Annotated in this window: 21 protein-coding genes; 13 read left to right on the forward strand and 8 right to left on the reverse strand. The window is 50.8% G+C overall.

Translation table 11 applies throughout. The features are described from left to right. The first annotated feature begins 11 nt into the window (after nucleotides 1–11). Nucleotides 12–1,190: a tRNA dihydrouridine synthase DusB gene (dusB, locus tag VCU37_RS06360; protein ID WP_336249795.1), complete on the forward strand. Its 1,179-nt coding sequence runs from the start codon at nucleotides 12–14 to the stop codon at nucleotides 1,188–1,190. Nucleotides 1,191–1,230: 40 nt separating this feature from the next. Next, nucleotides 1,231–2,571 carry an FGGY family carbohydrate kinase gene (locus VCU37_RS06365; RefSeq protein ID WP_336249796.1) on the forward strand — a complete coding sequence of 447 codons (1,341 nt, stop codon included), beginning with the start codon at nucleotides 1,231–1,233 and terminating at the stop codon, nucleotides 2,569–2,571. Between the two features lie 22 nt (nucleotides 2,572–2,593). Here VCU37_RS06365 and VCU37_RS06370 read toward each other — a convergent pair whose 3' ends face one another. Beyond that, nucleotides 2,594–3,289 (reverse strand): hypothetical protein, encoded by a 696-nt coding sequence (locus VCU37_RS06370; protein WP_336249797.1) that lies wholly within the window; start codon nucleotides 3,287–3,289, stop codon nucleotides 2,594–2,596. Between the two features lie 92 nt (nucleotides 3,290–3,381). Between VCU37_RS06370 and VCU37_RS06375 the strand changes: the two genes are divergently transcribed. Next, nucleotides 3,382–3,966, forward strand: a complete 585-nt coding sequence (locus VCU37_RS06375) for a Maf family protein (protein ID WP_336249798.1) — start codon at nucleotides 3,382–3,384, stop codon at nucleotides 3,964–3,966. Between the two features lie 77 nt (nucleotides 3,967–4,043). On the opposite strand, the gene VCU37_RS06380 is transcribed toward VCU37_RS06375, so the two are convergent. The 6 genes from VCU37_RS06380 to VCU37_RS06405 all read right to left on the reverse strand — a co-directional run bounded on the left by VCU37_RS06380 (nucleotide 4,044) and on the right by VCU37_RS06405 (nucleotide 12,785). Further along, nucleotides 4,044–6,392, reverse strand: coding sequence for a DNA gyrase/topoisomerase IV subunit A (locus tag VCU37_RS06380; RefSeq protein WP_336249799.1), 2,349 nt, complete (start codon nucleotides 6,390–6,392; stop codon nucleotides 4,044–4,046). A 32-nt stretch (nucleotides 6,393–6,424) separates the two neighbouring features. Then, nucleotides 6,425–7,690: an ABC transporter permease gene (locus tag VCU37_RS06385; RefSeq protein ID WP_336249800.1), complete on the reverse strand. Its 1,266-nt coding sequence runs from the start codon at nucleotides 7,688–7,690 to the stop codon at nucleotides 6,425–6,427. Then, a complete protein-coding gene (locus tag VCU37_RS06390; protein WP_336249801.1) occupies nucleotides 7,687–8,607 on the reverse strand; it encodes an ABC transporter ATP-binding protein in 921 nt (306 codons plus the stop codon). The genes VCU37_RS06385 and VCU37_RS06390 overlap by 4 nt, the downstream gene beginning before the upstream one ends. 90 nt (nucleotides 8,608–8,697) lie before the next feature. Continuing rightward, nucleotides 8,698–10,701, reverse strand: coding sequence for a transketolase (gene tkt / locus VCU37_RS06395; protein WP_336249802.1), 2,004 nt, complete (start codon nucleotides 10,699–10,701; stop codon nucleotides 8,698–8,700). Between the two features lie 10 nt (nucleotides 10,702–10,711). Then, complete coding sequence (locus VCU37_RS06400; RefSeq protein ID WP_336249803.1) at nucleotides 10,712–11,851, reverse strand: glycosyltransferase; 1,140 nt, start codon at nucleotides 11,849–11,851, stop codon at nucleotides 10,712–10,714. Further along, nucleotides 11,823–12,785 carry a DMT family transporter gene (locus tag VCU37_RS06405; protein WP_336249804.1) on the reverse strand — a complete coding sequence of 321 codons (963 nt, stop codon included), beginning with the start codon at nucleotides 12,783–12,785 and terminating at the stop codon, nucleotides 11,823–11,825. The genes VCU37_RS06400 and VCU37_RS06405 overlap by 29 nt, the downstream gene beginning before the upstream one ends. A gap of 120 nt (nucleotides 12,786–12,905) precedes the next feature. Here VCU37_RS06405 and VCU37_RS06410 point away from each other — a divergent pair, with 120 nt between their 5' ends. The 8 genes from VCU37_RS06410 (at nucleotide 12,906) to sepH (ending at nucleotide 22,133) form a co-directional block, all read left to right on the forward strand. Then, nucleotides 12,906–13,448 carry a hypothetical protein gene (locus VCU37_RS06410; protein ID WP_336249805.1) on the forward strand — a complete coding sequence of 181 codons (543 nt, stop codon included), beginning with the start codon at nucleotides 12,906–12,908 and terminating at the stop codon, nucleotides 13,446–13,448. Nucleotides 13,449–13,565: 117 nt separating this feature from the next. Then, entirely contained in the window at nucleotides 13,566–15,218 is a 1,653-nt protein-coding gene (locus tag VCU37_RS06415; RefSeq protein WP_336249806.1) for a peptide ABC transporter substrate-binding protein, read from the forward strand. Nucleotides 15,219–15,296: 78 nt separating this feature from the next. Beyond that, nucleotides 15,297–16,922: a peptide ABC transporter substrate-binding protein gene (locus VCU37_RS06420; RefSeq protein WP_336249807.1), complete on the forward strand. Its 1,626-nt coding sequence runs from the start codon at nucleotides 15,297–15,299 to the stop codon at nucleotides 16,920–16,922. A gap of 157 nt (nucleotides 16,923–17,079) precedes the next feature. Next, the gene (locus VCU37_RS06425; RefSeq protein WP_336250065.1) at nucleotides 17,080–18,036 is read left to right on the forward strand and encodes an ABC transporter permease; all 957 of its coding nucleotides are present in this window, start codon (nucleotides 17,080–17,082) and stop codon (nucleotides 18,034–18,036) included. Continuing rightward, nucleotides 18,029–19,021, forward strand: coding sequence for an ABC transporter permease (locus tag VCU37_RS06430; RefSeq protein ID WP_336249808.1), 993 nt, complete (start codon nucleotides 18,029–18,031; stop codon nucleotides 19,019–19,021). The genes VCU37_RS06425 and VCU37_RS06430 overlap by 8 nt, the downstream gene beginning before the upstream one ends. Further along, the gene (locus VCU37_RS06435) at nucleotides 19,018–20,067 is read left to right on the forward strand and encodes an ABC transporter ATP-binding protein (protein ID WP_418896466.1); all 1,050 of its coding nucleotides are present in this window, start codon (nucleotides 19,018–19,020) and stop codon (nucleotides 20,065–20,067) included. The genes VCU37_RS06430 and VCU37_RS06435 overlap by 4 nt, the downstream gene beginning before the upstream one ends. Next, the gene (locus tag VCU37_RS06440) at nucleotides 20,064–21,134 is read left to right on the forward strand and encodes an ABC transporter ATP-binding protein (RefSeq protein WP_336249809.1); all 1,071 of its coding nucleotides are present in this window, start codon (nucleotides 20,064–20,066) and stop codon (nucleotides 21,132–21,134) included. The genes VCU37_RS06435 and VCU37_RS06440 overlap by 4 nt, the downstream gene beginning before the upstream one ends. A 105-nt stretch (nucleotides 21,135–21,239) precedes the next feature. Continuing rightward, entirely contained in the window at nucleotides 21,240–22,133 is an 894-nt protein-coding gene (sepH, locus tag VCU37_RS06445; RefSeq protein WP_336249810.1) for a septation protein SepH, read from the forward strand. On the opposite strand, the gene VCU37_RS06450 is transcribed toward sepH, so the two are convergent. Then, nucleotides 22,134–22,574 (reverse strand): PspC domain-containing protein, encoded by a 441-nt coding sequence (locus VCU37_RS06450; RefSeq protein ID WP_336249811.1) that lies wholly within the window; start codon nucleotides 22,572–22,574, stop codon nucleotides 22,134–22,136. Nucleotides 22,575–22,656: 82 nt separating this feature from the next. Between VCU37_RS06450 and VCU37_RS06455 the strand changes: the two genes are divergently transcribed. Together VCU37_RS06455 and VCU37_RS06460 are read left to right on the forward strand one after the other, a co-directional pair. Beyond that, nucleotides 22,657–23,880 (forward strand): ATP-binding protein, encoded by a 1,224-nt coding sequence (locus VCU37_RS06455; protein ID WP_336249812.1) that lies wholly within the window; start codon nucleotides 22,657–22,659, stop codon nucleotides 23,878–23,880. A 29-nt stretch (nucleotides 23,881–23,909) separates the two neighbouring features. Further along, nucleotides 23,910–24,662, forward strand: a complete 753-nt coding sequence (locus VCU37_RS06460) for a response regulator transcription factor (RefSeq protein ID WP_336249813.1) — start codon at nucleotides 23,910–23,912, stop codon at nucleotides 24,660–24,662. Nucleotides 24,663–24,679: the final 17 nt, after the last annotated feature.

Genomic DNA, 24,679 nt, shown 5'->3' on the forward strand with positions numbered 1-24,679 from the left:
ACACTAGAACAATGCAGTTAACCTTTACCGGTCACGGTCCCAATTCGCGAACGCTTTCAGTACCCGTTGCTGTCGTGCTCGCACCGATGGCAGGAGTGACGAACCCTCCGTTCCGTCGCCTCTGTAGAGAATACGGTGGGGGGCTTTTTACAAGTGAAATGGTTGGTGCGCGATCCCTGCTCGAAACCTGGGCGCGACTGGATAAGGATAAATCCATCAGCGAAGGTAAGGAACGCGTATTACTACGGGCATCCTTTGATCCCGATGAGCCAGTGCGTAGTTTGCAGCTATACGGGACTGATCCCAGTTCCATGCATGATGCGGTAGCGCGCCTCGTTGCTGATGGGCATGTTGACCATATTGATCTGAATATGGGCTGTCCAGCGATAAAGGTCACCCGCCATGGCGGTGGGGCTGCACTTCCTTGGAAACTTGACCACGCGATTGCCATTATCGATGCTGCGGTACGGGGTGCTGACGGTGTACCAGTTACGGTTAAAAGCCGTTTAGGTATTGATGATGATCACCTCTACGCCTATGACTTAGCCGTAGGCGCGGCACAGGTTGGCGCGGCAGGGTTTACCTTGCATGCACGGACGGCTGAACAGGCCTATAGCGGCCATGCCTATTGGCAGGCTATTGGCGAACTTGTCCGTGATGTGCCCACGATTCCTATTTTGGGTAACGGCGATATTTTTTCTGGTTACGATGCCCGTGAAATGGCTGCCCAAACCGGTTGTGCCGGTGTGGTCGTTGGCCGGGGTTGCCTCGGCCGGCCGTGGCTCTTTAGAGATATCGAAGCCGCACTCAACCATCAGAGCATTCCAGCGCCGCCTACCTTAGGTGACGTGTGCACCATGATTATTCGCCACACCGAACTGTTGGTGGAGTATCTAGGTATGCGATCAGGTTGTTTGGAGATTCGCAAACACACTGGTTGGTACCTTCAGGGATTCCCCGTTGGGGGACAACTTCGTAAACGTCTCCATCATGTTGAACATATCGATGAAGTTCGTGCGGCATTGGCTGACTTGCCAGCTGATCTTCCAATGCCACCTGAAGCGGCTCATATGAAACGAGGGCATACGCATGGCCCGAAGCCAGTTCGTTTGCCACAAGGCTGGATGGATTCACGACAGATGGACGGTGAGCTGGCTCCTGAAGCTGATATCGTCCTGAGTGGGGGATGAGTGGATGCTCCACATGATAGGAACAACGAGTAGGTAGGCCATGCAACCGGTCCTTGCTATTGATATTGGAAATGCATGGATTCGTGTAGGTATTGTTGGTATTGACGGTACGGTACTGGCATCGGCGGCTCGTCCGATACGCACCTCTATGCCCAATGATGGGTGGGCTGAACAAGACCCAGAGCATTGGGTTGCCACAATAGTTGACTTGGTTCAAGCGGTACGGCGTGCCTATCCAACGACCTACATCCATGCCATTGGAGTAACTGGTCAGTCACGTGTTGTTCTTGCTCAACACCAATATGCAATCGTGGCCGCAGACACACGACATCTGGCAATTCTAGATTTGCCATCAACGCTTGAGCCGACTCTTGCTCAACGCCTGGATGCCCAATTGGTGTGGGCATCTCAAGCCCATTGGAACCCAGGGCCCCTTCATCTCAGTGCTCATGGGTGGCTCCTGGCCTACCTGGGTGCCGAACCGGTTATCGACTTGTATGCCGCAGCACAAAGCGGTGGACTAGACCGTACAACATTGCGTTGGAGAAGTGATCTTTCGCAGGATGGCTGGGAGCTTCCTGCTATCAAGGTGAAACCATCGGTTGTTGGGTACCTCAACACCCTTGGAGCTACCCTTCTTGACTGTGATGAAGGGACACCGCTCGTACTTGCACCTTCGGGTGAAGCAGGGCTTATTGATGCGGTATTCGGTCGGTACGTTGGGTCTGGTCTTATTCAGCTTGGGGCACGGGTCGGTATCTCAGTCTTAACCGAATGTGATGAACCAACACACCCAACCATGACACCCTACCCTGCTTTTCCTGGGTTTAATGTGGTTGAGTATATGATCTCGAACCCGATGGCGGGATTGCATTGGGCCCGCAAAATGTGGATGCCATCAATGAGTACCCAAGAGGCTGATCTTGCTCTCATTCAATCAGGCGCACATGTAGGTACGTCTCAGCTTGTGATGGCTGAAATCGCACTGACAACGTTTGCGCTCACAGGTATGACACAACAGACTCAACCCTGGCAGGGCTACCTTGCCGCCTATGAATACCTTGCCTTTCAACTTGGCGATGCAGCCAATCAGATGGGATTAACCCCAGATATCGTGCCCCTACTAGGTATTCCTGTCACCCATCCCATCTGGCCGCAATTGCTTGCTGATGTGCTCAACCGTCCAGTGAGCGCGATACGACCAGCCGTAGTGAGTCTCTATCGTTGTGTAGATGCAATTACTCAAGCCTTTAATTGGCCTAGCCCTGCCCCCCTCTTAGGCGATGGTATTTGTATTTACCCGGGGCCTCGGGCTCAGATCTATGCAGAACAGCGCGAGCACGCCCGAGCCGTGCGTGCGCATCTTCACGTATTGCCCTGATACTGACGGTGTACGAAATACGTCACTTAAGGGTCGCATAGTGAGCGATTCCAACGGCGCGGACCTTCTCCCAATCAAGGGTTACCCAGGGACTCAGCGCATTCGAAATGAGCCAGTCCATGTGTAGTGCATAGGCGGAGCGAATAGTTGACGGGTAGGTTTCCAACGCACTCGGAAGTTGATCACATATCACGGCAGCGTAGTCAGACCAACTTGCTAGGTTAGGATCCCGCACGATCGTATGAATCGCTCGGATGCAGATGGATTGATAGTTGGTAAAGGTGATGTAACCCACATCATGGGCCGCACAAATCATGTGCAGGATCATGCCGGCTTCGACCATATCGGTGTCGTTATAGTGACTCAGAACAGCGTCCAAGGACGACGCGTCGATAATTTCACCATTCCACTCGTAGAGATTGCCTTGAAGTACATGAATGTACTCAGGTGCGATGTGACCGAATCCATAGAGCCGTTTTAGGCTGCCAAACGATTCATATAACCGCCAAGGGCAAGCAAACGCAAGGCTGACGGTTTCCAGCGAAGGTGGGTCACAGGTTGCGATAAGGGATCGGGTATCAGCTTCATCGTTTGGATGGTGCTCTTGCAAGTGTGTAGCCAGGCTTAATTCCTCACCCGTTAGCTCATCCTCATCTATTGGCACACGCTTAAACCAGCCTTCCAACCGCTGTCGTATCGGGCATATCCGTTCGGCCATAGGTGTCCTTCGTGTCCGATGATTTGATAATGGTCAGGTGTACGACCAACCTTAGGCAACCTTGATGAACTTATCCTTTATGCTATTGGTCTATGTCACGTTTGATCCTTGCCTCTGCAAGTCCACGCCGTCACGATCTACTGGTTAACCGACTTGGTCTCACCGTCGATGTTCAAGTCCCTGACGTTGATGAGACACCACAACGAGCTGAAGCTCCTGTAGCCTTGGTCCAGCGGTTAGCGAAACGGAAAGCCGAAGCGGTCACGGCTGACGCAGACGATGTTGTGATTGCGGCGGATACGTTGGTCATTGTTGACGGCGACATTTTAGGGAAGCCAGCCACCCCTGACGAAGCAACCAGCATGTTACGTCGCCTTAATGGCACCACCCATAGTGTGTTAACCGCTGTCTGTGTGCGTCATGATGAGCGATATGCAACAGGCGTTGAACGATCACACATCCGAATTCGCCGTATGAGCAATGAAGAAATTGACTGGTATGTGAACACCGGTGAACCAATGGACAAAGCCGGTGGGTATGCGGTGCAGGGTATCGGTGGGATTTTTGTCGAACATGTCGACGGGAGCGAGACGGCAGTTATCGGCTTACCACTCGCACAAACCCACCAACTCGTTTCTTCTCTCGGTGCCGACCTTATGGCCTTCCGTACAGCCTAATGTGTGGTCAGCACTACCTCGCGCCTAGGCAACCGTTCACCGTGTAGGTACGTTGACCTAGCGTTTTGTCTGAATGCCTAGGTGCTCTGTTCAGGAATTGCTCGACCTGATACATGCTTCCCCAGCGCTGTTGAATCACCTGGATCAGGAGTTTTCGAGCGGGTTGCGAGAGGTACTGTCTCTGGTCGAACAACCGTCCATCCCACCTCGGTTGGTGCATGGATAACTTCTCCACTACCTGCAAATGCAAGTGTTCCGATACCGGTAAGTACACCCTTTCCGTTCCGCCCTTGAACAGGGAAGTCGGACGCAGGTACGCGTTTCATGGCTCCATTTTCTCCCAGAACCAGTACGTCATGGTCAGGATCAATGACGGTGGCACTAACCACATAGGCATCAGATGGCAGTTTCATTGCTGCTACACCGGTTGTGGTTCTCCCGGTTGGACGAATCTCATCACTGTCAAACACGATGGCTTGACCACGATTACTGGCCAACATGATCTGTCCACCGGGCCGAAGCAGCAGACAGGCAACAATGGCATCCCCTGGTTTGACACCTGTCGCGGCAATGGTCCGGTTTCGGGTGTCGTACTCCTTAAGCGGTGTCCGTTTCACGAATCCTTTGGCTGAAACGGTAATGAGGTCGAAGGGTCCTTGTAGGTCTAATGGCACCGCCCCGGCCAATGTGGTGCCAGGCTCCGTGACCATCATCCCACGCTGACGGGCGCTAACCACACCAATATCAGTGAGGTTCACACGAGTACCTTCCCCGGTGGAACTGACCAACAGCAGCTGTGCATCACCGTTACACCTCATAACGGCAACTGCAGGGTCTTGGCCGCTATGTGCCGCGCTCATTTGTTGTTGGGCAACCGGTTTTATATAACCACCGGCGCTGATATAAACGGTGACTGCTTGTGCCGCTAGCTGTGGACTAAGATGGGTTGAACTGTTTGTATCTGGATTGATGAGATGGGTACGGCGAGGGTTGGCAAAACGGGCATCAATGTCATCAAGCTCGCTGATGAGCACACGATCTAATTCAGTTGGGTCATCCAAAATCTGGCACAGTCGCTCAATCAGGGTGCGTAACGATTCAGCTTCCTCTATCAGCTTGTGATGCTCTAATTGTGCTAACCGACGAAGCTGCATATCTAAGACCGCTGTTGCCTGTGGCTCACTCATTCCGAATTGTGCCATCAGTTCGGTTCGTGCTGCTGCAGCGCTGGCGGCTGCTCGGATAAGGCCGATAACATCGTCAAGGTTGTCTAACGCGATGAGGAGTCCATCAATGATATGGAGGCGCTGGCGGGCGTGTGTTAGACGATATTGGGTGCGCCGAGTAATAACTTCACGCTGATGAGCGACGTAGGCGTGCAATATCTCCATGAGCCCGAGTGTTTTAGGCCGCCCTTCATGTAGCGCGACCATATTGACACTGAAATTGGAGCGGAGATCGGTCAGGTCATAGAGCCGGTCCAACATCTGCATTGGGTCCACACCACGTTTGAGTTCAATAACGATCCGCATACCGTCACGACTAGATTCATCACGTAAATCGCGGATACCATCAAGGCGTTTCGCTTTTGTGAGATCGGCAATCTTTGCGATTAGGGCTGACTTATTAACCTGGTATGGAATTTCGGTGATAACAATACGGGGCAAGCCGCCGCTGCGTGTTTCCGTAGCCGCAACAGCTTCCATTTGAATGCTGCCCTTCCCGGTGGCATAGGCGGTCCGGATGTCGTCGGAAACGAGGATGCGAGCGCCGGTTGGAAAATCAGGAGCGGGAAGATGGGTCATCACCTGGTCCAACGTGGCGGTTGGGTTCGTGATCACTTCTTTGCACGCGGCAATCGCTTCGCTCAAATTGTGCGGTGGAATAGAAGTAGCAAAACCGACGGCGATACCCGATGCGCCATTAACCAACAAGTTGGGGAACCGAGCGGGGAGTACCTCGGGCTGGACTTCATGACCGTCATAGTTGGGTTCGAAGGCAACCGTATCATCATCAATGTCAGCGAGTAACTGCATAGCGATGGGGGAGAGCCGCGCTTCGGTATAGCGAAATGCTGCCGGAGGGTCCCCGTCGATGGAGCCAAAATTACCTCGCCCATCAATGAGTGGTTCACGAGTGACAAAGTCTTGAGCCATGCGCACGAGAGCTTCGTAAATACTCGAATCGCCATGCGGGTGGTATTTCTTCATCACATCGCCCACAACGCTGGCGCATTTGCGATGACTGCGGTCAGCCAATAACCCTGCTTCGAACATGGCATACAAAATCCGTCGTTGAACGGGTTTTAGTCCATCACGAATATCTGGTAGGGCGCGCGCCACGATAACGCTCATTGCGTAATCGAGGAAACTTGCCTCCATGCGGTCGGCAATATCAACGGGTTGAATTGAAGAGGGTTGATTCATCGTGATTTTCCGCTTCGCTAGACGGCTAGACCTTAGCGTCCACGCAAGGTGGCCAGGGCTTGTTTGACACTCATACCTTGGTAGGCGAGTGCACCGGCACCAAACAGACGGGCTCCAACCCTAAAGAAGATTCCACCAATGGCAAGCTGCATGAGGAGCGCTAATCCAACTTGGATAGGGTCCATATTGTCGACAGCATTGCGAATCATGACCGTAACTGGGCTTGTGAGTGGGAACCACGTCAGGATGGCTGTTACGAGAGATTCAGGTTCATTGACAATGAGCAATAGCGCAGCGTAGGGCAACATTAACCCCATCACGACAAAGCCAAAGACTTGGCCGGCGTCTTTGGCATTACCCACCATAGAACCCGACATCGTTAATAACCCACTCGTCATCAAGAATGCAGCAAAGAAGAGGCCTATTGCGAGTATGGTGCGTACCGGGTCGATTGGAATATTGCCAAAACTGAATTGGCTGAGGGCTTGCACAGTGTCTACTGATGTATTAGCAACATTGGGGCCACCACCAAACCAAAGGGTGGCACCTATTGCCATAAGCAATACAACTGTGACCAGTGTCACTACCTGGACAATGCCCAAGAGCAGTAGGCCGAGTACTTTCCCAAGCAATAGGTGCATGGGATCCATAGAGATCAGTACCATCTCAGTTACTCGGTTTTCTTTTTCTTCAACAGTAGCATTTACCATTTGATTACCGAGCAAAACAATTGAAAAATAGAATAGTATAAGGAAAACACCTGGAGCAATTATGTCTCTAAATTCTCCAGCAATTTCACCATTCTTATATGTAGTCAATGTGATATCTAGATGCGATTTTATGATTGATAGATAGTCTTTGTTGTTAATACGATCTGTTGCAGAATCCTTTAATAAGTCATCAACAATAGTATAATATGCTGAATTGGAGAATAGTCCACGTTCCTTAGCGACAACTACTATTTTATCTTTTAATGGATTGGCTGGAACGTGGATAGCTGCATCAATCGCATTATCCTTTACTGATGAAATGCTAGATTCAATTGAATCTACAGGTGTCCCACCATATTCTTTGGCGATTGATTCTACGATAATGTTGGAATCGTCCTGATAAACGAATGAAAACTCTTCACTCTTCCCAATCGAAATAGCTTCTGACGCACTTTTCCCACCAAGGCTTCCTAGAATGCCGAAACCAGCAATCATTAATGGTAGTAATATAGTGAGAATCCAGAATGATTTTTTCTTTAGTGTTCGAGTCAACTCAAATTGAGTAACAGTAAAAACTGAAGATTTCATGCGCTCTCAGCTCCATATACAGAAATAAAAACATCATTCATACTTGATAAGAATGGAGTGAACGATCGAATTTGAACACGATTACGTACGTAGGCATCGAGGACATCTGGAAGGGATACGTAGTCATCAATCTGTAATTCAGTATCCTCCCCATCTTCACCAAGCCGAGTAGTAATCTGCGTGACTCCAGGAAGCGGTGGTAATGGACCGTGATGGGTTACACGAACCCGCTGACCGCCGAATTGGCGGCGAACATCTTGAACAGTTCCATAGGCTGCGGCATTCCCATCCTTAAGGAGTAATACACGGTCACAGACTTGTTCGACCTGTTCCATTTGGTGCGTAATGAGGACAATGGTTGCCCCACGCTGGTGATGATCTTCAATGATTTCATTCAGTAATTGGCGATTAACCGGGTCAAGACCCTTGGTTGGTTCATCAAGTACAAGAATCTCAGGTTCATTCATGATCGTGACCCCGAGTTGAATCTTCTGTTGCATACCCCCACTCAGCTTTTCAACTTTCTTATGTGCTGCGTCTGCAAGGTCAACACGCTCGAGATAATCGTTAATCCACCGTTGGGCATCTTTTGTCTGCATTCCCTTTAACCTGCCAAAAAAGGTCATGACATCTGTAACGGTTTCTTTGGTATATAACCCACGTTCCTCAGGTAAATACCCCAATGATGACGCCATTTTGGTGGACCATGGCTTCCCATTAACAAGCAGTTTCCCATGTTGAGGGTTTAGCATGCCAAATAAGCATCGTAAGGTTGTTGTTTTACCTGAACCATTGGAACCTAATAGCCCAAAAATCTCACCTTTATTGACTTCGAAGGATAAGCCATCAATGACCTTTTGGTCGCCAAACGACATTGAAAGATCAGCTATTTCGATAACGCGTTCGTGGGTACTCATATGACGAGCTTAACACGGTAATGATTTCATAAAGAGTAGGGAGGTGATGGAAATTACCTCCCTAAATCGATTGGTAACTAAATAGCTGGGCTACTCGTCATCCTCATCAATATCATCCCACTCTTCAATGAGATCATGGACGGTGTTGGCTACCAGCTCACCGGTAAAGCCAAAGTGTTCGGCAACTAATGCAGCTGGGCCGCTGGCTCCAAAGGTTTCCATTGAGATGTGGTCATCGGCCAACCCTTCCCAACCCATTCGTACCCCTGCTTCGACACTCACAACAGGAATATCTCCATCGCCGAGCAATTCATCAGCATCCTCTGAGTCAGTAAAACGTTCACGTTCAGGCACACTGATGATTCGTGTCTCAATGCCGTCATCATCTTTCAAGAATGTCGCGGCTTCAACGGCCAGGGAGACCTCAGACCCCGTCGCCAATAAAATGACGTCCGGATCCTCAACGTCAGTCAGTTCATAGCCACCAACATTGACTAAATCTGCACTGGAACCTTCCAAAACGGGAAGGTCTTGGCGACTCAAAATCAGTGCGGTTGGCCCATCTGTTCGGCCAAGTGCATAGAGCCAAGCTCCAAGTGTTTCTCTGGCATCTGCAGGCCGGATAACGTCAAGGTTTGGAATAGCACGTAAGGCGGCAATTGTTTCAACCGGTTGATGTGTTGGCCCATCCTCACCGACATGGAATGAATCATGAGTAAAGACATAGATAACGGGAATACCGCTTAGGGCAGCGATACGAATTGCACCACGGGCATAATCACTGAATACCAAGAATGTTGCTACAAATGGTCGCAAGCCACCGTGAAGTGCCAGGCCATTTGCGATGCCGGCCATGGCATGTTCACGCACCCCATACTGAATATTGCGCGCAGCATAGGCATTAGGACCTACCAGGCCAGAACCTTCAATAGTGGTTTTATTAGAGCTTGCCAGGTCTGCCGATCCACCAATAAGTTCGGGGGCTATAGTCGCCAACTTATTCAGTACGGCATGGGAGGCAGAACGAGTCGCAACCTTATCGCCGTTTTGCCAGTCCAGAACAAGGTCATCGACTTCCTCGGGTAATTCATGACGCAAGATGCGTTCAAGTTGAGTCGCAAGATCTGGCTGATCTGCTTCCCATGCGGCATATAGGGACGCCCAGGCCTCATAACGGGCTTGTCCCACTTCGTGACGGTCCGCGATGTCAAGCAATGCCTCTGGAATCTCAAAGGGTTCATGCTCCCAGCCCCATGCGGTTTTAGCCAACGCTACTTCCTGAGCACCAAGGGGTGCCCCGTGCACCTTTGATGTTCCTGCCTTATTGGGGGAGCCTGAACCGATGGTCGTACGTACCCGAATAAAGGTTGGACGGCCATCATCTTGACACGCTTGGGTGAGTGCTTGGTCAATCTCATTGACATCTTCACCATTTTCGATGGTTAGTGTCCGCCAACCTGTTGCCTGGACACGTGCCATCACATCTTCTTGGCCCATTGCCCATGCAGTTGGCCCATCTAACTGAACGTCGTTATCATCCCAAATGAGTATGAGCTTGCCTAAACCCATTCGAGCGGCAACAGACAAGGACTCGAGCGCAATACCTTCTTGAAGATCTCCGTCACCACAAATCACCCAAGTATGGTGATCAATAATGGCATGGTCATCTGTGTTGTAGCGTGCGGCCAACATCGCTTCAGCGAGGGCAAATCCCACACCATTTGCAATACCTTGGCCTAAAGGTCCTGTCGTCGTATCTACACCCGGTGTATGACCATATTCTGGATGGCCAGGAGTGACGGAATCCAACTGTCGAAACTGGCGAAGGTCTTCGATATCAAGGTCAAAGCCAGCCATAAATAATGTGGCGTATAACAACGCGCTGGCATGCCCCACACTCAAAACGAGTCGATCACGGTTCAACCATGTGGGGTTAGCCGGATCTACGGCAAGATGGCGCTCTGTTAAGGTCCACATCAATGGAGCAAGCCCCATGGGGGCGCCTGGATGGCCAGAATTAGCGGCTTCAACCATGTCCACGCTCAGAGCGCGGATCGCGGAAATTATCTGCTGAGTGGGGGTAGTCTGCGTCACATAGGTGAGTCTAGCCCTCAATCACCGTCGCGTAGATTTCTTCAAAACGATCGAGTGTTTTGCCTATGGCGTGGTCCTCAGCAATATTGCGGCTGTGCTCACCAAAACGTGCGCGTAAATCGCTGTCACTGACGAGCGTCAGGATATGGGCGCTAAGTTGATCAATCTTTCCTGGCTCAAAGAGGAACCCATTGTTACCGCTTTGGCAGAGGTGTGGGAGTGCCATCGCATTCGCACAAATTACAGGGGTAGACGCGCACATTGCTTCGAGGGTGGCCAAACTCTGGAGTTCTGCGATACCGGGCATCACAAAAATGTCGGCTCGTCCGTAGAGATCAACCAATTCCTCTTCATCAACAAAACCATGGAAGGTCGTGACTGAGGACAGCCCAAGTTCATCAGAAAGGCTGCGCCATTTACTTGCGCACGAACCATCACCAACGATTTCAAGCTTTACCGCCTCGGGGTCTGGGAGTTTTGCGACAGCCTTAATAAGTTCATCGACACGTTTCTCCTCATCAAGGCGCCCAACAAAGAGGATTGTTGGTTTCTTATTTGTCCGTGAGGCAGCACGTGCGGCTTCATACGGCGCCCCATCGATACCACACGAAATGGGCTCTGCCCCATAGATACCTGCCGCCGCTTCAAGCAAGGTTGTCGCACGCGGGGTTGGGGCTGTTACATAATTAGCAAGCCCATAGACCTTTGCCAGATCCTGCCATGCCATGTGTTTGACCCAATCCTTAGCAGCCTTGGGCAACGGTAAATGGCCGACAAGGTTCTCAGGCATGAAATGGTTGGTTGCGACCAGGGGAACACCTGCGTCACTGGCGTGCTTGGCAAGGTAACGACCACAAACAAAGTGAGCCTGAACGTGCGCAACATCTGGGCGGAACTTATGCACAATCTGCTTGATTCGACCCGTTACTTCCCACGGTAGACAGATATGAAAATCAGCAACAGTTGGATAACGGTGGCTCCGCATCCGATGCACAAGCACACCGTTTAAGCGTTCGCGTCCCGGCTCACCAGTCGGTGAGGGCGCGATCATATGCACTTCATGGCCACGCGAAACCAATCCAACCGCAAACCGTTCCGCAAAGCGAGCTGCTCCGTTGATATCAGGTGCGTACGTGTCTGCTGCCATCATGATTCTCATGACTGGTCCTTTCACTGCCTTCACTGTTGCGATCGTTAGGTTCTTGTTTTGAACGATGTTGAATGGTATCGGGATGGTTGGACGAAAGTAGTGCAACTCCGACAACGGCGAGAACAGCAAAGAATGCCATCGTTGCATACAAGCTAGGGGTTACGCCCACGCCTTCTTTAAGGAGTACCAGCCCAAAAATTGATGCAGCCAACGGGTCTGCAGTTGTGAGCACCGAGATAACAATTTCAGGTGCACCCGTCGCGTACCCACGTTGGACACAATAGAACCCTGCAGCATAGGTGAATGTAAAACCTGCCACCAAGATGGCCACATAGGTTGGATTTAGAGAGGGGGTATCAGCAATTTGTATGAATGTCGCCTTGATAAGCCCGGAAGAATAGCCGTAGAGCAGTGCCGCCGATACAGACCACATCATCACTTGGGTTCGACGGGAAAATCGACGGGTTCGTGCTACCAGACCGATCAGCAGCGAAACAGCCAAGACAGATAGTCCCGACCACAACAATTCATTTGGCCTGGCATCTTGGCTGTGGGCAATCTTTGTCGAGAAATAGGTAAAGGCGGTCACCGCAGTGATGGTTAGTGCACAGGCGATCCACACGGGACGGGTAACGGTGGTCTTTCGCATCTTTTGGCTAATGATGACTGAGAGCGGTACCGCAAGCACCCCAATCGGTTGAATTACCGTAACGGGAGCCAAAGCTAACGCCCCAATATGAGTTGCCGCGCTAAATAACAACAACGCTAAGCCCGATAGCCAACGTCGATTACGGAAAGACAGACGCAACTGGACAGTCGTAGAAACTCGTCCGTTACGATGAAATAAATCAACAGCGTCATGCTGCAAAGCGGCTCCGACTGCAAAGCCGATTGCGGCAGCACACGCTAAAAGAATCGCAATGAAAAGGGACAAATTATCTCCAGAAGTTAGTGAGTGGTATACACATCGCTACCGTATTGCCGAGACTACAGACTAGAATGCCAACAGACTGATAAGGCCTTGAGGGTGATATTCACCCATCGGAGTATTTTTATGAACATCTTGATGGTCGCAGACCACACTCATGCTGCTGAACAAATTCGTGCTGCATTCGGTACAAAGGACAACACGTTATTCCACGTATCTACACCAAAGCGGGCACTAGCGATTCTTGATGATCCTAAAGAATATGGCGACTATGACCTTGTCGTTGCAGATAACGATATGCAACCAGAGGGCGGATTCTCATTGAGTCGAGAGATTAAATTGCGCAAAATGGGTGGTGCCACGATGCCCCCGATCTTGCTGTTATTAGCTCGGCCACAAGATATTTGGTTGGCGAATTGGAGCCAATGTGATGCCTGGGCCATCAAACCAGTATCGCCACTCGATCTTGGTGAAGTAGGCGATGCCATTGTTGCAGGACTGGCTATTCCAGATTTGCCTGGAATCGGATCTGATCCCCAGCCACTACCCATTGAAGAGGGGTACCGACCAGAATACGAACGGCAACTGGCAAGCCGTGGTTGGGTGCCAGACAATCCCGCCGACTCCATCATGCCCGTCGGTGTTCCGGCCCATAAAGAACTGGGTTAATACCGTTTATACCGATTACGACTCCAAACGGCCCTCTACAACAGAGGGCCGTTGTGTTACTCACAACAACGAGTTCAGTGATACGACGTATCACTTGGTACATCAAGGAGAATCGTAATGCACCAATCCCGTTTGCTTTCTGCTCTGCTCACATCACTTGCGTTACTGGCAAGTGGTTGCAGTGTCGGATCCGCCTCGTCGACCGCGGCTGATTCTTCTGGGTCAGCACAAATGCCCAGCGCATCGGCAGGTTCTCATGATGCAACGGGGGATAAATCTATTGCCGTCTACGCATGTGAACCAAAATCATTGACATCGACAAACGTGAATGAACCGTGCGGTCAAGACACCATCACATTTCTCTATACACCCCTCGTTCAGATAGATGATGCATTTAATCCCGTATTTGGTGACCAGTACCCAGATACGGCAGCATCAGCCATTGAAACCAGTGATGATTTAAAAACAATCACCATCACGTTAAAAGATGGGTGGACCTTCCATAACGGTGAGCCTATGGATGCCGACTCATTCATCCGCGCTTGGACGTATGGGGCAAACCCCAAGAATGCGCAAGAGAATTTGGATTTCTATCGCCATATTGAAGGGTTTGATGACGTACAGAATGGCAGTACGACAGAACTTTCTGGACTCAAGGCAATAGATCCAAGAACCATTCAAGTGACCTTGAAAACGCCATTTGCACCATTCGTTGGCTCACTCGTACACACAGCGTTCTTCCCAATGCCGAAAGCCGCATTAGAGGATTTGGATGCCTACAACGAACGACCCATTGGTAATGGCCCTTTCAAAATGGCTGATTCATGGCAGCACGATCGCAGTATCGACATGGTGGCCTTTGAAGACTACAAAGGCAAGCGACCTGATGTGCGCAGGGTAACAAATCGCATTTATGAGAATACGACAACAGCCTATAACGATTTGCTAGCAGGCAACTTAGACATCATTGAAGAATTGCCCTTTGAATTGGCTGATTCGTATGAAACGGATCTAGGCGATCATGTTGTTGTATTGCCAGCCACAACGTTGAACTACCTTGGGCTACCTGTAACTAAAGCACCATTTGATGACAAACGTATCCGGCAAGCACTTGCCATGGCTATTGATCGTAAAACAATTGCCAAGGCGATCTGGCGTGACACGATGGCCCCCGCCGATGACTACGTGAACCCACGTGTGGGTGGATACCGCGAAGGCGCTTGCACCTACTGCGAATACAATCCAGAAGAGGCGAAAAAACTCTTTGACGAGGCTGGTGGGATTGATGGTCCTCTTGAAGTGTGGTTTAACAGCGGTGCTGGTCACGAAGTGTGGGTTGAAGCGGTAGCAAACGACTGGAAGAAGAACCTGGGCATTGACGATGTGACGTTTAAGACACTGAACACGTCCGATTATTACCAGAAAATTGATAGTGGCGAGTACACCGGCCCCTATCGCCGCAGTTGGTCAGCAGACTATCCGTCAATGGAGAATTATTTGTCTCCATTAATGGGTACCGGCAGCGAGAAGAATAATTCTGGGTACTCAAACCCTGCTTTTGATGCCCTGCTCGAACAGGGAAATGGGGCCGCCACACTGGAAGAAGCCAAGCAGTTGTACCAACAAGCCGATGACTTGGCGTTAGAGGATATGCCGCTCATTCCTGTGAGTTTTGGCAAGAAATACAGCGGAACCAGTGAACGCATCAGCGGATACGACCTTGATTTTAATGGCCGAATCAAGATCACTGAGGTTATGGTAAAGGAATAATCCCAATACCTTCTCGGTATCACTACAGGTGTACCGAGAAGGTATGGATGTTCCAACACATGCGTTAAGGAGAACGTAATGCCTCAATTCCACAAGGCTCCTGCCTTACTGATTTCCCTTGCTCTGCTGGCCGCTGGATGCTCGGGAGGTAGTACCACAACTAGCTCAGAATCTGCGATGGCTGGTGGTGGTTCGGGCGGTTCAGGAAAAACGATCGCAATGCATGCCTGCGAACCCCAGCACCTCGTTCCATCCAATACTGCTGATTCTTGTGGATCAGAGATTCTTAGCCAATTATTCACGCCACTTGTTCGCATTGGTAGTGACTTAAAACCCAGCTTCGGTGCTGATAATCCCGATACCGTTGCAGAGACGATTACAGCCAATGATGACAATTCTGTTTGGACCATCAAACTCAAGGATGGATGGACCTTCCACAATGGTGAAAAGGTTGATGCTGATGCCTATCTCCGGGCTTGGAATTACGCAGTTGATCCCAAGAATGCCCAGAAAGCAACAAACTTTTTTGAGCATATCAAGGGTTATCAGAGTGTTGTAGACGGAACAAGCACAGAGCTAGAAGGCCTCAAAGCGGTAGATCCCATGACGTTGGAAATTACGTTGGAGTCACCCTTTGCTCCCTTCATCACCATGTTGAGCTATAACGCATTCTTCCCCTTACCAAAGGCGGCTATGGATGACATCAATGGCTACAACGAAGCACCGATCGGTAATGGGCCATTCAAGATGGATGGTACCTGGCAACACAATCAGCAGATCAATGTGGTTCGCTACGAAGATTATCCTGGCACTCAAGCCGATATGGATGCGATTGAACATCGTATCTACGAGGATTATGGAACGGCCTACAACGACCTGCGAGCTGGCAATATCGACATCCTTGAAGATCTCCCTGTAGAACAAGTAGCGTCCTACGAAGCTGACTTGGGAGATCGGGTTTATGAGAACCCCACATCAAACTTTGGGTTCTTGTCCCTCCCGGTGAATGATGACAAGTTCAAAGATCCCAAGATTCGTAAAGCATTATCAATGGCTATCGATCGTGAAGCGATCATCAAGGCAGTCTTTAACGACACCCGCACACCTGCTGATGACTTTGTGAGCCCACTTGTTGATGGATACCGCAAGGGTGGGTGTACCTCATGCGATTACAACCCCGAAGAAGCTAAGAAACTCTATGACGAAGCCGGGGGAATCCAAGGGCCCATCGAGGTGTGGTTTAACAGTGGTGCTGGCCACGAAGAGTGGATTGAAGCAGTAGCCAATAACTGGAAACAAAACCTGGGTGTCGAGGACGTCAAGTTCCAATCCATGATTTTTGCTGACTACCTGAGCAAGCTTGAGGAGCATACTGTCACTGGTCCATACCGGATGGCTTGGTTGGCTGACTATCCATCGATGGAGAATTACCTCAGCTCGTTACTCGGCAAAGACGGTGCATCCAACTACGGCAGCTATGACAACCCCAGGGTTGATGACTTGATTAAACAAGGGAACCAAGCCAAGACCCTTGAGGAATCAGTCAAGCTGTACCAGCAAGCTGATGACATCATCAATGAAGACATGCCGATGATTCCGATCCTGTATTCAACAAAGTTCTCTGGTACAGGTGAACGCATTTCTAACTTCAGCCTCGACTTTGGTGATCACGTCGAAATCTTGAAGTTGAAGGTTGCTGAATAGCCCAACATAATCCCTGATACGAACCTGGATGAGCGGGCTTCGGCCCGCTTATTCGGTTCCTAGTTATCACGAGATTCGCAATGCTTGGGTAAACTAGGTCGTTCTTACTTAAGAGGTAGGACCTGTACGGGTGGAAACACCCAGAAAGTGTGGTGACGTGGGCCGGTATTTGATCCGGCGAATCTTGCAATTTATTCCTGTGTTTTTGGGAGCCACCCTCCTTATCTATTCATTGGTCTTTTTGATCCCGGGTGACCCAATCCGAGCCCTGTCTGGTGACCGAGCCCTGCCTGAGTCAGTCCAGATGGAGTTGCGAGATCGCTATAACTTAGATGATCCATTCCTGATCCAGTACGGCAAATATGTCGGCGTGGTACCCGATGAAGAGGACGGATTTAATGGTCTCCTTCAGGGCAACTTTGGTACAAACTTTCGTGGCCGTCCGGTCACTGAAATCATCGGAGAAGCCTTCCCGGTGACCGCAAAGCTTGCCTTTCTCGCCTTCTGTATAGAAGTCGTCATGGGTATCGCAATCGGTGTCCTAGCTGGCCTCCGATCGGGTTCCTTTATCGATAATTTCGTGAAGATCAGCACGATTTTGGTCATCAGTATTCCGATTTTCGTTATCGGGTATGTCGCCCAGCTGTATTTGGGTGTGGAGTGGAAGATTTTCCCTGTCGCCTATCGAGCCGCTGACGGTATTCGTGCCATGATTTTGCCAGCACTCGTACTGGCTAGTCTGTCCTTGGCATATGTAGCCCGTCTCACCCGCACAAGTCTGATTGAGAATCGACGCGCCGACTATGTGCGTACAGCACGCTCAAAAGGCATGCCAAAACACCGCGTGATCATACATCACACCTTGCGTAACTCCCTCATTCCCGTAGTCACCTATCTCGGTTTTGACCTTGGTGCCTTGATGGCAGGCGCAATCGTTACAGAATCGATTTTCAACATTCCAGGTTTAGGTCGTGCTGCCTATCAAGGCGTCATCTTGCAAGAAGGCACTGTTGTCGTAGGCATCGTGACTGCACTCGTGTTGATCTACATGATTTCCAACTTGGTTGTAGACATGTTGTACGCCTGGTTAGACCCAAGGATTCGTTATGAGTAGCACCGCTGAACCACAAGAACAAATGGAATCGGCGTTCGCGGCAGAAGAAAACCAATCGTTTGAAGCCCCTGATGCTATTGGCCGACGTACAAGCCTGTGGGGTGATGCTTGGCGGTTGTTGCGTAAGAACCCACTCTTTATGGTCTCGGCGCTCCTGCTCATCATTATTGTTGCCATGGCTATATTCCCTCAGTTATTTACGATGTTGAGTTCGGCACAAGACTGTGCCGCCGCTTCGTCCAATACCGGGGCGTATTGCTGGCGTGACCCTGTTTACTCTGAATTGGGGCGCAGTGCGGAAGGCCCGTCCGCCTTGCACTGGTTTGGCTTTGATGTCCAAGGACGCGACATGTTTACCCGTGTCATTTATGGGGCACGTAACTCTATTTCTATCGGCTTGACTACTACCTTTGGACTATTCCTGGTCGCCTTGATCTTGGGTGCTTTGGCTGGGTACTTCGGTGGCTGGCTTGATGCCTTGATTGCACGCATTGCTGATACCTTCTTTGCGATTCCGACGACGTTGGCTGGCATTGCGTTCTTGAACTTGTTGCCTAATCGCGGTGTTATTGAAGTGTCAGCCGTACTCATTGCATTTGGATGGCCAGGCATGATGCGTATCGTGCGCTCCAGCGTCGTTGGAGAGCGTGAACGTGAATATGTCCAAGCGGCTAAAGCACTTGGATCGGGGCCAGTCCGCATTATTACGCGTCATATTTTGCCCAACTCACTGGCTCCGGTTGTTGTGTATGCCACACTGATGGTGGGGTCCATGATTGGTGCGGAAGCCACACTCAGCTACTTGGGTGTGGGGCTCCAATTACCAACAATTAGTTGGGGTCTCATGGTTAGTGAAGCCCAAAAGCGGTTATTGCAAGCTCCTCATCTCTTGTTTTTCCCTGGCACCTTTATCAGTGTCACCGTCTTTAGCTTCATTTTGATGGGTGATGCGTTACGCGATGCATTGGATCCGAGGTTGCGATGACACGATTATCTAATCAAACCGAACTCAGTAAGAAGCCAGACACTATTGGTGGGCAACCTCTTGATATGAATGCCCCACTCCTTGAAGTAAAGGACCTGAGTGTAGAGTTCCGTACTGACAGTGGCGTGGTGCATGCTACAAACCAATTGACCTGGACGCTGAACGAAGGTGAAACCGTTGCGATCCTGGGTGAATCAGGGTCGGGGAAATCCGTCAGTAGCCAGGCTGTTATGGGGATTTTGGACTCTCCTCCGGGCTTCATTACCAACGGAACGGCTAAGTTTCGTGGAGTTGATTTATTGAAGCTAACGGATAAAGAAAAGCGCCAAGTTCAGGGTCGGCGTATCGCCATGATTTTCCAAGATGCGCTAACCGCCCTGAATCCCGTGTATACCGTCGGGTGGCAGATCAGTGAGATGTTCCGTGTTCATGAGGGGTTAAGCCGTCGAGAAGCACGCGAACGGTCGATTGATTTGCTTGGAAGTGTCGGTATCCCCAGCCCTGAGTTGCGCTATGACAATTATCCCCATGAGTTCAGTGGCGGTATGCGGCAGCGCGCAATGATCGCAATGGCTATTTCGTTGGATCCTGACGTCTTGATTGCTGATGAACCAACAACGGCTCTGGACGTTACGGTGCAAGCGCAAGTCATGGAGCTGCTCGCAAGTTTGCAGCAGCGCTACAACATGGGACTCGTGTTAATTACGCACGACCTCGGGGTTGTTGCTGGTGTGGCAGATCGTCTTGTTGTCATGTATGCCGGCACCGCCGTTGAGCGTGCAGGTGTAATGGATTTATATGGCAACCCGTTGCACCCCTATACCAGAGGACTGATGGACTCGATCCCTCGTGCCGATCAGGTAGGCGGTCGACTAAACCCGATCATCGGGCAGCCACCAGACTTGAGTGCTATTCCACCAGGATGCCCCTTCCACCCCCGCTGTCCTATCGCCGTTCCTGGCAAGTGCAATACTGAGCGTCCCACGATGCGGACCATTGCTGAAGGACGCGATGTGGCTTGTCACTTTGCGGAGGTCAACGAATGATTGAAACAGACGAAATCCGCCCTGACTTTGTGCCTGACGAAGAAGCAATTTTGCGTGCTCGGGACATCAAAACCTATTTCCCTATCCGTCAAGGCATCTTATTTAAGCGTGTTGTTGGCCATGTCAAGGCTGTTGATGGGGTTAGCTTCAACCTTCGAAAAGGTGAAACACTTGGGCTAGTGGGAGAATCCGGTTGTGGGAAGTCCACGTTGGCCCGAACTCTGCTTCGTCTTGTTGAACCAACGAGTGGTCAGGCCTTTTTTGAAGATCGTGACATGTTCGCCATGGGTTCAAAAGAGATGCGTGAATTGCGCCGCAAAGTGCAGATCATTTTCCAAGATCCGTACGCATCATTGAATCCACGTATGACCGTTGGCGACATTATTGGTGAAGCATTTGAAATTCATCCTGAAGTAGCCAAAGGCAAAAATGCTCGTGACGAAGTGCGTGCACTACTTGATCGCGTTGGTCTGAACCCTGACTATGAAAATCGGTACCCCCACCAGTTCTCTGGTGGGCAGCGTCAACGTATTGGGATTGCACGGGCCTTAGCCCTCAACCCCGATGTCGTTATTCTTGACGAACCGGTATCAGCTCTTGACGTCAGTGTCCAAGCCCAGGTCATTAACCTACTGGAAGACTTACAACAAGAACTTGGGCTTAGTTATGTATTCATAGCCCACGACCTTGGCGTAGTTCGCCATATCTGTGACCGTGTCGCGGTGATGTACTTGGGTCGAATCGCTGAAATTGGTACTGAGGCTGACATTTATGAACGCGCCTTACACCCCTATACACAGGCGTTATTGAGTGCGGTGCCAGTTCCTGATCCTCATGTCCGTGATGTGAGCAACCGAATCTTGCTTAAAGGCGACTTACCAAGTCCTGCCAACCCACCAAGTGGCTGTACGTTTAGGACACGTTGCTGGAAGGCTACCCAGCAGTGTGAACGTGAGGTACCCACACTGGCTGAAGGTATGGAGAAGGGGCACCGGGCCAGCTGTTTCTATGCTGACCAGCTCGACCCTAGCCAAGGTGCCCTACCAATTGCGCCAAACGCAGACTAATGGACATTCTTCCTCAGCCCGAACCAAGACGGTTCGGGCTGAGCTGTTCTCAGTCACATTCTTGTTAGATTGACCGTGCGTATCCTTTCACGCTAGCGGAGTGCTATGTACAACGGAGAACTAGTTGGCTATACCGCAGATCTGTCCCACCTTGTTGTCGCGGTGGACGGGTTACCCCAGCGTGTGCGTATTCCGTTGACCCAAGCATTTGCTGATACTGTCGCAGAACTCATGGTTGGTCGTAGCCAACATGATGGGCAGGGGGGTGGCGTTATGGCCACGCGACTGCTTCGTGATCCGAGGGTGCAAGAACGAGCTGCCTTAGCCGCCGATCGTGAGGCCAGCCGATTAAGCCCCAAAGCTATTCAGCGACGCCTGCGCGCTGGCGATAGCCCAGAGGCGGTTGCGAAAGCAGCTGGAACCAGCGTGGCGCATATTCTTCGCTGGTACCAGCCAATTAAAGCTGAACAAGACCAACTTATCGATATTGTTCGTGGCGCCGTGCAAGAGCGGGCAAGTCTTGGATACTCATCGGTACCAATTGGTGATGCAGTCATCGAGCATCTTCGGGACCATGGGGTGAATACAGAAACAATACGCTGGACCGCTGCGAAACCAGATAATCGAGATACCTGGGTTGTAAGTGTGCACTACGTGACCCCATCTGGTACCGCGTCTCGTGTTGCCCGCTGGACTTGTGATCCTGTCTCTATGCAGGTAACACCGCGAGATGAACATGCCCGTGATCTCGGTTGGGTTGACCCTGGTCCTGGACACAAAGGAGCTAAGCCACTCAGTCAACGTGAAGCACTGGGTATTACTCCAAATCCGAGTCAGCCACTCGTTGCCCAAGATCCTTCCCGCGACAAATTAGTCGCCAGTCGTACAAGCCCACGCGGAAGGAGCACCCCGACGGTTGCGCCGAGAGAGAAGTACGTCCCATTCCAAAACTACGAACGGGCCCGTCCACCGAGTCCCCGACGGCCTTTAGGAGACTAGCTATTCAAGTTCTTCTGTACGTTCTTTCGTGATCACTTGACCAGGCGCGTAGCGGGGCGCGGAAGGCTGGGGGAGTGGACGTGGCGACGATAGTAACAAGCCACCAATAGTTATCATTGTCATTCCGAGACTGATGTCTAACGGCAGTTCAGCAGAAAGAACGCCACCGAGAAGCAGTATGCTCGCCACGGGGCCGACAAGCCAAAATAGCCACAACATCCACTGATTTTTTGATGGTTCACGCGGTGAATCTGCGGGAATAAGCACCCACAGAATGAAGTAGATTGGTAAGGATACGCCGCTAAGTCCGAGGAACGTCAAGACAAATACGAGACGCATACTATTTGGAGTAGACCCGAAATAGGTTGCCAATCCAGCGCATACACCGCCGACAATCGCCCGGCTACGGTCACGACGGAACTCGGTGGAAACAACGCTCATAGTTCTATAATGCCCTATCCAGGACAAGCCATTAAGGGCAATGCCCGTAGGCGACGCACAATAATGCAGCAAAATAGAAGTAATGAGTCGTTTTTTCCAACCGCTGGTCACGCGTAACCCTCAGCGCGGTGATATTTCGGGGGTCTCGCGGGCACTCGGCCAGCTTTTTGGCGTGTCAACACTCTTGGTACGCGCGTGTATCGCCGTGTTGATAACCGCTAAAGGACTCGGCCTTGTTGTGTATGTGCTTGCGTGGGCATTGATCCCAAAAACACCCAAGGATGCTGAGCCAGAGGTTGAACGACCACGAGCATTTCGGCATTCGCTAGGTTTGGTATTGGTGACGGCCGGTATCATGCAAATCTGTCGGTTTATTGGCTTCTGGTTCACCGATGGAACCGCACTCGTCGTAACTCTCATCTCTATGGGGTTCGTACTCGTATGGGAACGCGCTGACGATGAAGAACGACGTGGCATTGATGAGGCGATGAACCGGTTGATGGGTGGTCGCTTCCCTGACCTCAACAAATTGGGGTGGGTACGCATGGTGGTTGCGGCAATATTCGTTGCATCCGGTGTCGGTGTCACGGTTATTAATGGGTTAGAAGTAAAACCTGGTGACGTTGCTGACTTTGCGATTGCCATTTCATTGACGATGGTTGGTGTCGCAACGGTAGCGATCCCGATTATCCAACAGGCAACGCATCGAGCTGAAGAAGCACAGCGAGAACGGGTTCGGGCCGAAGAACGTGCCGATATGGCCGCTCACCTACATGACTCGGTGTTACAAACCTTGGCGCTCATCCAACGCACCCATGATCCCGGCCGTATTCATCAGCTTTCGCGCCAGCAAGAACGTGAATTACGCTCATGGCTATTCAGCGATCCTGGGACAGAACGGAAAAACCAGACGGTTCGAGAAGCGCTCGAACATATGGCAAGTGAAATCGAAGGTATTTGGCCGGTCAAGATTGAGCTAGTGATTGTCGGGGATAGACCGCTTGATGATGCCTGTGAACAAGTCATCTCTGCAACGAGTGAAGCCATTGTCAATGCGGCAAAACATGCGCAGGTTGATCAAATTGACGTATTTGCCGACATCAAAGACACCGCCATTAATATCTGGGTGCGTGACGAAGGTGTGGGATTTGACCCCGATGCCATTGAAGCTTCTCGCCAGGGTGTTCGTAATTCAATTATCGGCCGCTTGGAACGGCTTCATGGACAAGTAGAGATTTTTAGTCAGCTAGGCGAAGGAACAGAAATTGAGATTTCTGCACCGCTAGAACTCAATGAGGAGCTGTAGGCTCGCCCTAACCAACGAAAGAGGAAGCTATGAGTGACCGTCCCCGCGCCCAAAAACTTACCCCTTCTGTGTTGGGTAAGGCGCCCGCACAACAAGAATCGAGTGAACGAATTAAATCTGACGCCAGGGTTGTTTTAGTTGATGACCACCGCATGTTCTTGGCCGGTGTTAGTGCTGAAATTGGAGAAATGGTTGATGTGGTCGGCAAGGCCTCTAGCGTGAATGAGGCCATTGAGGTCATTTACAGGACCAAGCCGGATGTGGTGTTACTTGATGTACATATGCCTGACGGTGGCGGTGCTGAGGTATTGCGCCGAGTTGCTGACGCCCAACTCACCACCGAGCAAGGGGAACCGGTTCAATTTCTTGCCCTAAGTGTGTCAGATGATCCTACTGACGTTATTTCATTAATCCGTGCGGGTGCTCGTGGATATTTAACGAAGTCGGTGAATGCAACTGAACTCGTTGATGCCATCGAACGGGTACGCAGTGGTGATGCTGTCTTTAGTCCACGCTTGGCCGGTTTCGTTTTGGATGTATTCGCATCAAGCAAACAAGAACCTGTTGAACCTGTAGATGACCCCGATTATGACCAGCTCACACCTCGTGAACGAGAAGTTCTTCAATTGATTGCGCGTGGCTATGCCTATAAACAAGTCGCAAACCGCTTAGATATCAGCGTAAAAACGGTAGAAAGTCATGTTTCGAGCGTGCTCAGGAAACTACAACTATCAAGTCGCTATGAATTAACACGCTGGGCGACCGATAGACGTATTGTGTAAGTCTGTCTTTAGTTCAA

Source organism: Stomatohabitans albus (assembly GCF_036336025.1).
Classification (GTDB): domain Bacteria; phylum Actinomycetota; class Nitriliruptoria; order Euzebyales; family Euzebyaceae; genus Stomatohabitans; species Stomatohabitans albus.